Below are 7839 nucleotides of genomic sequence, written 5' to 3'. Positions count from 1 at the left end.
GCGTGGGCAGGGGTGGCGTGGGCCGGAGCGGTGGTTCCGGCTCGGGTACCGGCGGCGCGGGCGACGGTGGCGTCGGACCGGGCACCGGGGTCGGCGCCGGCTCGGGCTCGGGGCCGTTCGGCGCCGGGGGCTGCGCGGGCTCCGGCGGCTGGACCGGCTCCGGCGGTTCCGGGTTCACCGGACCGGCCCGGTAGACGGTGGCGGCGGCGGGCGGCGCGGCCACCACGGAGGCGGCGACCTCCTCGGCGGAGACACGGCTCAGGCCGGGTACCGATGCGCTGGCCCGCGCGGGTGCGGATCCGGCCTGCTCAGCGGGTGTGGAAGAGCCGGTGAGCGGGGCCGGGCGGCCGGCTGCGGAGGCCGGCGCCGCGTTCGGCGGAGACTCGGCCGAACCGGCTGCCGAGGACTGGGAGTCGTCCTGCGGCCCGACGGCGGTCCCGTCCGCCTGCTCGGCCGGTGCGGTGTCGCGGTCCGGTGCGGCGTCGGCCGGTGCTGCCGCGTCCGCGGTTGCGACGGGCGGCGTGGGCACGCGTGCGGAACCGGAGACGCGGGGTGCCGGGATGGCGGCCGGAGCACTGCCGGGCGTACCCGGGGAGGCATCGCCGTCGGCCTCCGCGGCGGCGGGCTGGGACGTCGCCTGGCGTTCGCCCACGGCGAAGGCGGACCAACTGGACGGCGGCACGGTGGCGCCGGGGAGGCGCCGGTCCAGCGGCGGTGGGGTGTCCGCCGGGGTGGCCGCCCGGTACGTCGTTGGACCGGCCTGCGGCAGCGGCTGCTCGTCACCGGCGGGCGGCGGCACGGCCGAGCCCGCGACCGACACCCGCGCCCGCGCCACGGCTACCGGCCCGGGTGGGGCCGAACCGTGGTCGTCGTCGCCGGCCGGGTCGGCGGGGTCGGGCGTCGGTCCCGGGTGGACCTTCTCCGCCGGAACGTCCTGCTCGCCCATCTCGCCCCTCCGCACCCACGCTCGCCTCCGGCCGTGGCGCCGACCGGAAGTGCCTGGATCTCACCGTGCCACATTCCGGCCCGGGAGCACAGCCGGAGCGGCGGTTGGGTCAGTCGGTGCTGCTGCTCGGGCTGGCGGAGCCGCTGCCGGACGTGCTGCTCGACGGCGCGGCGCTGCTGCTGCTCGGCGCGGCGCTGCTGGTCTCCGGCTCGGCGCTCGCGCTCTGGCTCGGCGTCGGGTCGGGCGAGTCGGTCGGGCTCGGCGGCGGCGTACTCGGCGCCGGGCTGGACGTCGTCGGCTTGGGCGTCGGCGTGGTGGGCTTCGGCGTGGTCGGCGTCGGCTTGGGCGTGGTCGACGGCTTGGGCGTGGTGGGCGTCGGCTTGGGCGTGGTCGACGGCTTCGGCGTGGCCGGCACGGTCGGCGGCGGGACCGGGGTGGCCGGGGCGGGTACGGCGCCGATCACCCGGGTCGCGGCGTAGAGCCGGGACCAGCGGACCACCGAGATCTTGACGACGTCGCCGGTCCGCGGCGCCTCCACCATCTTGCCGTTGCCGATGTACATGGCGACGTGGTGGACGCTGGTCCAGCTGCTGCTGGAGGCGAAGAACAGCAGGTCGCCGGGGAGCAGGGCGTTCGGCGAGACGGTGCGGGAACGGGTCGCGAAGTACTGGTCCTTGGCGACGCGGGGCAGGCCCCGGTAGCCGGCCGCCTGGTAGGAGGCGAGCATCAGGCCGGAGCAGTCGAACCGGTCCGGGCCCTCGGCGGCCCACAGGTAGGGGTCACCGAGCTGGGCGAGGGCGTAGCGCACGGCGGCGAGCGCCCGCGGGTCCGCCACCAGGCCGTCGATGCTCTGATCGACCACGTACGAGGTGCCGAGCCGCTGCTCGGCGGCGTCCGCCAGGCGCTCGATCTCCAGGAGCTTGGCCGCGTTCTCCTTGCGCAGCGCGACGAGCGCGGTTTCCTGCTTGCGCAGGTCGGCCTCGGCGCGGGTGAACGCGGTGGTCTGCTCGGTGGCCCGGCGCTGGGCCGACTCGTGTGCCTTCCGGGCGGCCTCCTCGGCGCTGGTGGCCCGGAGGAGTTCGCCGGTCACCGACGTGGTGGCGCCCTCGGCCTTGTCGCCGCGGGTGATGCGCTGGAGGTTGGCGAAGTCGCGCAGGCTGGCGCCGAACTCACCGGGCGGCAGCGCCGCGTCGGCCTTCACGGCGTCTGCGGCGGCGCTCTTGGCGTTGTCCTGGGCGCGGGTGAGCGCGTCCTGGGCCTCCTTGAGCCGGGCGGCGGACTGGGTCAGCTCGGTCTGTGCGGCGTCCCGCTCGGTCTTGATCCGGAGCAGTTCCTCGCCGAGGAGGGTGACCCGGGCGTCGAGCTGGTTGATCTGGGCGATCAGCGGGCCGTCGGCCGGGTTGGTCACGCCGGTGGTGCCCGGCAGGCCCGCAGTGCCGCCCGGGGTGGTGACGCCGGGCAGGCCCGGGACGGTGCCGGGGAGGCCGGGAACGGCGCCCGGTACGCCGGGGACGGTGCCGGGTACGCCGCGGACGGTGCCGGACGAGCCGGGCAGTTGCAGGGGGCCGGTGACCTGGGGCCGGGAGCCGGTGTCGGGTACGACGTCGGGCAGCGGGTCGGCCCAGGCGGGTGTGGCGAGCGCCGCGGCCGCGACCGCCCCCAGAAGGGCGGACCAGAGCGCCGGGCGGAGGATCGGTGAGATCACCGGCTGCCGTCCTCGTCGCCGTCGGGCCTTGGTGCTGTGAGCCATACCGCTCCCCGTCCGGTCTGGGGTCCGTCACGCGTGATTGGGGCGTGTCGGGACAGGACGGCCCTGGTGTGTGTTCCGCCCCACCCTGTCTTACCTCACGGTTGCGACGATGTCGATGTGCGGAGCGTGACGGCCGGTGAACCGGCGCGACCACGTCGGCGGCCGGTCGGACCCGCGACGTACGCTCGATCGGGAACCCAGGTGGAAGGACGTGGCTTTCGGATGGACGCCGGACTCAAGCGCGAACTCGAGGCGAAGGTGTACGCGGGGGAGCGGCTGACCCGCGAGGACGGCATCGCCCTCTACGCCAGCGACGACCTGACCTGGCTGGGCCGGCTGGCCCACCACAGGCGTACGGAGCTCAACGGCGACCGGGTGATGTTCAACGTCAACCGGCACCTGAACCTGACGAACGTCTGCTCCGCGTCGTGCGCGTACTGCTCGTTCCAGCGCAAGCCGGGCGAGAAGGACGCCTACACGATGCGCATCGACGAGGCCGTCCGCAAGGCCAAGGAGATGGAGGACGAGCAGCTCACCGAGCTGCACATCGTCAACGGCCTGCACCCGACGCTGCCCTGGCGCTACTACCCGAAGGTGCTGCGGGAGCTGAAGGCCGCGCTGCCGAAGGTCAACCTCAAGGCGTTCACCGCCACCGAGGTGCAGTGGTTCGAGAAGATCAGCGGGCTCACCGCCGACGCGATCCTCGACGAGCTGATGGACGCCGGCCTGGAGTCGCTCACCGGCGGTGGAGCGGAGATCTTCGACTGGGAGGTCCGGCAGCACATCGTCGACCACAACTGCCACTGGGAGGACTGGTCGCGCATCCACCGGCTGGCCCACTCGAAGGGCATGAAGACGCCGTCGACCATGCTCTACGGCCACATCGAGGAGCCCCGGCACCGGGTCGACCACGTGCTGCGGCTGCGTGAGCTGCAGGACGAGACCGGCGGTTTCCAGGTCTTCATCCCGCTGCGCTACCAGCACGACTTCGTCGACTCGGCGGACGGCAAGATCCGTAACCGGATCCAGGCCCGGACCACGATGGCCTCGCCGGCCGAGTCGCTCAAGACGTTCGCGGTCTCCCGGCTGCTGTTCGACAACGTGCCGCACGTCAAGTGCTTCTGGGTCATGCACGGGCTGTCGGTCGCGCAGCTCTCGCTGAACTTCGGCGTCGACGACCTGGACGGCTCGGTGGTCGAATACAAGATCACCCACGACGCCGACTCGTACGGCACGCCGAACACCATGCACCGCGACGACCTGCTGCACATGATCTGGGACGCCGGCTTCCGTCCGGTCGAGCGGAACACCCGCTACGAGATCGTCCGCGAGTACGACGGGCCGCCGTCGCTGGCGGAGCGCCGGTCCGAGCCGCAGCAGGTCTGGGCCTGACCTGGCGATGAGCGACGAGGAACAGCAGCGCGGCTTCCCCCGGCGCGACGCCGAGGGGCGCATCCTCACCCTCGGTGACCTGCTCGGGGTGAGCCTGGCCGGCCTGGTCATCGGGGTGCTGGCGCTGCTGGTCTTCGAGTTCGCGTTCGCCACGGTGGGCGACAGCGGCTTCGGGGGTACGAACGGCTGGCTCGCGGTGATCCTGCCGCTCTGGTTGTTCTGGGACGAGTTCCGGGCCTGGGAGTTCGGCGCCGCCCGGGTGGTGGCCGCGCTGGCCGGTCTCGGGCTCGGCGTCCTCGCCGGTCTGCTGGCCGCGGGCCTGGCCTCCGGGCTGCCCGCGCTGTTCACCGGCGCGTTGGCTGCGGCGGTGTTCACCGTGGTCTACGCCGTCATCTGGTTTCATGGCGTGCACTGGCTGGCCCGGCGTACGGGCTGAGGCACGGAGAGAGTGGGAATGCGGGAATGAGCGCGGCGGTCAAGTACACGCTGGGCCGGGTCGGGCTGTTCGTCGCCGTGCTGGCAGCCCTCTGGTTCGTCGAGATGAACATGTTCCTGCGGCTGATGGTGGCGCTGATCTCCTCCGCCGCGCTGTCGTTCTTCCTGCTGCGCAACTGGCGGGACGAGATGGCCGGCGAGATGGCGGAGGCGTCGGAGCGGCGGCGCGCGGAGAAGGACCGGCTGCGCTCGGCGCTCGCCGGTGAGGACGAGCCGGGCGCCGAGCCGGACGCCGAGCGCCGCGACGGCTGAGCGGACGGACGAAGGGCCCGGCGCCGCACACGGCACCGGGCCCTTCACCGGTCAGCCGAACCGTTCACCGGCCGGCCGGGCCGTTCACCAGTTGGTCGAGCCCGGGACGACCGGCCACGGCCGGTCGGCCGGCTTGATCAGGTACGCGATGCCGCCGGAGCCGGAGGCCACTGTGCCGTTGGCCCGGTAGCGCTTGGTGCGCAGCCAGATCTGCTCGAACTGCTCCCGCTTGTAGACGTTGCGGACCGCGTCGTTCGACGAGGACGCCGGGTCGTTGACGATCACGTCGCCGTCGGCGGTGAAGCCGACGATCACGAACAGGTGCCCGGAGGTGCCGTAGTTGGCGCCGTCCAGCTCGCTGGCGAGGAACGACTGCGAGGTCACCACCGGGATGCCCGCCTTGATGAACCGTTCCGCCTCGTCGAGCGAGTGCAGCCGGGTGACCCGCGCCTCCAGGCCGGGGAAGCTCGACGCGTACGCGGTGTTGAACGGCCAGTTGCCGGCGCCCTCGTACTCGTAGTCGTAGGTCATCCGGGCGGCGTGGTCGACAGTCGGGTCGGGGTAGGAGGGGTCGACCCACGAGGTGTCCTCGGCCGAGGGCTTGCGGCCCCAGTACTCGACCACCATCTCCGTCGAGGTGGGCGAGCACCACGCCTCGCCGCCGCCGTCGTACTCGGGGTACTCGCCGATGTGGATGTTCTGCGAGTAACGCGGCACGGCCAGCTCGGTGCCCCAGGCGATGCCGCCCCGGCTCGGGGTGACGGTGAACCGGTCCGGGACGTTCGACGCCATCGCGCCGACCATCCGGACCTGCGGCGCGGCGGCCTGGCCGGGCGCGCGGTAGAGCGTCAGCCGCAACTGGTACGAGCGCAGCAGCACCCCCGCGTCGGCGTCGTCGACCGAGAACGTGTCGGTCCAGATGCTCGACCACGGGTCGCCCTGGCCGTCCAGGGTGGAGCGCTTGATGTCCTGGTCGCCGGAGGCCCAGCGGCCCATGACGTACCACGGGGTCTGTGCCCCGGTGTTGTACGTGCCGTGCAGCTCGACCTGGATCCAGGTGCCGGCCGGGGTGGCGGCGTTCCACGACGCGACCATCTCGGTGGCGTCGAAGCCGATCCGCCGCTCGGGCGAGGTCCAGGTGGCGTACTCCCAGGTGCGGGTCGTGCCGGTGTGCTCGTCGGTGAACTCGGTGGTGCCCGCCGGGCGGCCGATGGTCAGCGCCGGGTGGCGGCCCGGTACGGCGCGGGTGCCCTGGTGGGAGCCGCTACGCCAGTCGGGGAAGCGGGAGAACTCCTGAAAGGTGATCTGTTCGTCGTGCGTGACGCCCGGTCGCGGGGCTTGTGCCTGGACCGGTGCGCTGGTGGCGAGGAGGGTGAGCGCGGTGAGGCCGGCGAGGGCGGCCGCGCGCATGGGTCGTCCGAACATGGCAGCTCCACAGGGAGACGGCATCGTTGCCGTTCACTGTCGCGCTTGGCGGGAAGTTTCGCCAGATGTTCAGGCGTAGAAAATCATTGCCGAAGTGACGATCAGGTCGGGATGACCCAAGGCAAAGACAGATATTGATATGACCATGTGTCTCCTGGTGGAGTGTGCGGACAACGGGATCTCCCGTACCCCCAGGAGGTTGTCCATGGCCTTCCGCTCCTCTCCGCTCCGCCGCCGGCTGGCGCTCGCCGCCGTCATCGGCCTGACCATCGTCACCGCGGCCGCCGCGCCCGCCGTCGCCCGGCCCGCACCGGAAGGCTCCGGTGAGCCGGCCACAGTCGCCTACCGGGTGCTCGGCCCGCGTACGGCGGCCGACCGCACCGCGGTCGCCTCCACCGGCGCCGCGATCGACTACTCCGAGCACGGCGTGCTGCACGTCACGGCGACCAAGGCCGAGGCCAACGCGATCACCCGGCTCGGATTCCGGCTCGAGAAGGACGTCGTGCCGGAGCACAACCACGCCGACGGGGGCATGACCGCCAACGCGTTCCCGCCCGCCGACTCGAACTACCACGACTACGCCGAGCTGACCGCGGTGGTGAACAAGGTGGTCGCCGACCACCCGACCATCGCCCGGAAGCTGAGCATCGGCATGTCGTACCAGGGCCGGGACCTGATGGCGGTGAAGATCTCCGACAACGTCGCCACCGACGAGGCCGAGCCGGAGATCCTGTTCAACGCCCAGCAGCACGCCCGTGAGCACCTGACCGTCGAGATGGCGATCTACCTGCTCAACCTCTTCACCGACAACTACGGCAGCGACTCCCGGATCAGCAGCATCGTCAACTCCCGGGAGATCTGGATCGTCCCCACAGTCAACCCGGACGGCAGCGAGTACGACATCGCCACCGGCTCCTACCGCTCCTGGCGCAAGAACCGGCAGCCCAACAGCGGTTCGACAGCCATCGGCACCGACCTGAACCGCAACTGGGCCTACCAGTGGGGCTGCTGCGGCGGCTCGTCCGGCACGAAGTCGTCGGACACCTACCGGGGCCCGTCCGCCTTCTCCGCCCCGGAGACCGCGGCGCTGCGCAACTTCGTCAACAGCCGGGTCGTCGGCGGGGTGCAGCAGATCAAGGCGAACATCGACTTCCACACCTACTCGCAGCTGGTGCTCTGGCCGTACGGATACACGTACAGCAACACCGCCACCGGGATGAACACCGACCAGTACAACACCTTCGCTACCATCGGGCGGCAGATGGCGGCGACGAACAACTACACCCCGGAACAGTCGAGCGACCTCTACATCGCCGACGGCACCAGCATCGACTGGATGTGGGGCGCCCACAAGATCTGGGCGTACACCTTCGAGATGTACCCCGGCTCGGCCTCCGGCGGCGGCTTCTACCCGCCGGACGAGGTGATCCCGGCGCAGACCTCACGCAACCGGGAGGCCGTGCTGATCCTGTCCGAGTACGCCGACTGCCCGTACCGGGCGATCGGCAAGCAGAGCCAGTACTGCTGACCTCACCACCGGGCGGGAACCCCGGTTCCACCCCCGCCGGGGTTCCCGCCC

5 protein-coding genes and 2 pseudogenes are annotated in these 7839 nt (G+C 71.9%); 4 read left to right on the top strand and 3 right to left on the bottom strand.

What is annotated here, in order from left to right; translation table 11 throughout:
- Both ABD52_RS34700 and ABD52_RS34695 read right to left on the bottom strand, forming a co-directional pair.
- Nucleotides 1-946, bottom strand: a pseudogene (locus ABD52_RS34700) (hypothetical protein); the annotation flags it as partial.
- 109 nt (nt 947-1055) lie between these two features.
- Nucleotides 1056-2696 (bottom strand): NlpC/P60 family protein, encoded by a 1641-nt coding sequence (locus ABD52_RS34695; RefSeq protein WP_047894513.1) that lies wholly within the window; start codon nt 2694-2696, stop codon nt 1056-1058.
- Nucleotides 2697-2918: 222 nt separating this feature from the next.
- Between ABD52_RS34695 and mqnE the strand changes: the two genes are divergently transcribed.
- Genes mqnE through ABD52_RS34680 form a run of 3 tightly spaced genes read left to right on the top strand, consistent with a single transcriptional unit; the run spans nt 2919 to nt 4835 of the window.
- Nucleotides 2919-4088 carry an aminofutalosine synthase MqnE gene (gene mqnE / locus ABD52_RS34690; RefSeq protein WP_013283566.1) on the top strand — a complete coding sequence of 390 codons (1170 nt, stop codon included), beginning with the start codon at nt 2919-2921 and terminating at the stop codon, nt 4086-4088.
- Nucleotides 4089-4095: 7 nt separating this feature from the next.
- Entirely contained in the window at nt 4096-4524 is a 429-nt protein-coding gene (locus ABD52_RS34685; protein ID WP_013283567.1) for a hypothetical protein, read from the top strand.
- A 26-nt stretch (nt 4525-4550) separates the two neighbouring features.
- Nucleotides 4551-4835: a DUF4229 domain-containing protein gene (locus tag ABD52_RS34680; RefSeq protein ID WP_013473536.1), complete on the top strand. Its 285-nt coding sequence runs from the start codon at nt 4551-4553 to the stop codon at nt 4833-4835.
- A gap of 84 nt (nt 4836-4919) precedes the next feature.
- On the opposite strand, the gene ABD52_RS34675 is transcribed toward ABD52_RS34680, so the two are convergent.
- Entirely contained in the window at nt 4920-6260 is a 1341-nt protein-coding gene (locus tag ABD52_RS34675) for a C39 family peptidase (RefSeq protein ID WP_013473537.1), read from the bottom strand.
- 205 nt (nt 6261-6465) lie between these two features.
- Between ABD52_RS34675 and ABD52_RS34670 the strand changes: the two are divergent.
- Nucleotides 6466-7785, top strand: a pseudogene (locus tag ABD52_RS34670) (M14 family metallopeptidase); the annotation flags it as partial.
- Between the last annotated feature and the right edge of the window lie 54 nt (nt 7786-7839).

The organism is Micromonospora sp. RV43 (assembly GCF_001029515.1).
GTDB lineage: Bacteria > Actinomycetota > Actinomycetes > Mycobacteriales > Micromonosporaceae > Micromonospora > Micromonospora aurantiaca.
Note: the sequence above shows the minus strand (reverse complement) of the source record. Positions and strands in the feature narration are given on the sequence as shown.

Excerpts from the sequence above, each read along its gene's own strand:
- ABD52_RS34695 (WP_047894513.1), bottom strand. The coding sequence starts at position 2,696 with ATGGCTCACAGCACCAAGGCCCGACGGCGACGAGGACGGCAGCCGGTG.
- mqnE (WP_013283566.1), top strand. The coding sequence starts at position 2,919 with ATGGACGCCGGACTCAAGCGCGAACTCGAGGCGAAGGTGTACGCGGGG.
- ABD52_RS34685 (WP_013283567.1), top strand. The coding sequence starts at position 4,096 with ATGAGCGACGAGGAACAGCAGCGCGGCTTCCCCCGGCGCGACGCCGAG.
- ABD52_RS34680 (WP_013473536.1), top strand. The coding sequence starts at position 4,551 with ATGAGCGCGGCGGTCAAGTACACGCTGGGCCGGGTCGGGCTGTTCGTC.
- ABD52_RS34675 (WP_013473537.1), bottom strand. The coding sequence starts at position 6,260 with ATGTTCGGACGACCCATGCGCGCGGCCGCCCTCGCCGGCCTCACCGCG.